The following is an 820-nucleotide window of genomic DNA, read 5'->3' as shown; positions in this document are numbered from 1 at the left end:
CTACCGCTACCGTTCCGGTGATGGCAACGACCGCATCATGGAGATGGGCTCCGACGACTGCGACACGCTGGAACTCCTGGACCTGAATGCGAGCGACATTCGCGTGGCTGCGGGCGTGGGCTATGGCGACGACAGGATCATCGACCGGGCCACCGGCCAGGCGATCACGCTCGACCTGGGTCTGACGCCAGTGCCGTGGGGCAGTCCGGGCTACGGCGTGGAACAGGTGAAGTTCGCTGACGGCACGGTGTGGGGCACGGCGCAGCTCAAGGCGGCAGCCAATGCGGACGAGACGCTGGTTGGCACAGCCGGAGCCGACACGCTGGAAGGTTTCGGCGGCAACGATGTGCTGGACGGCGGTGCTGGCGATGACCTACTCCTTGGGGGTGAGGGCGACGACACGTACCGCTACCGCAGCGCCGATGGCAACGACAGAATCCTCGATGCCGAGGGCAACGACACGCTCGAACTCCTGGACCTCACCGCTGACGATGTCACGTTGAGCAAGACCCCGTTGGGAAATCTGGCGTTGCTGATCAAGGCGACGGGCCAGCGCATCATCGTCGACAAGGGTCTGGACATCCATGCGCCGGTGCAACAGCTCGAGCGTGTGGTCTTCGCCGATGGAACCTGCTGGACGCAGGCGGCAATGCAGGCGGCCACCGCGGATGTCACGCCCGACCAGACGCTCATCGGCACGGTGGGCCGTGACTTTCTGGAGGGCGACATCGGCAATGACATCCTCGATGGAGGCCGGGGCGACGACACCCTGTACGGCGGCGGTGGCAACGACACCTACCGCTACCGTTCCGGTGATGGC

1 protein-coding gene is annotated in these 820 nt (G+C 65.5%); it reads left to right on the top strand.

The window, feature by feature from the left end; all coding sequences use genetic code 11:
- A partial coding sequence (locus tag K0H49_RS30820) for a calcium-binding protein (RefSeq protein WP_307886093.1) occupies positions 1-820 on the top strand: 820 nt, incomplete at both ends.

This window comes from Variovorax boronicumulans, assembly GCF_019352895.1.
GTDB classification, from domain to species: domain Bacteria; phylum Pseudomonadota; class Gammaproteobacteria; order Burkholderiales; family Burkholderiaceae_C; genus Variovorax; species Variovorax boronicumulans_A.
This window is presented reverse-complemented; position numbering and strand designations above follow the sequence as displayed.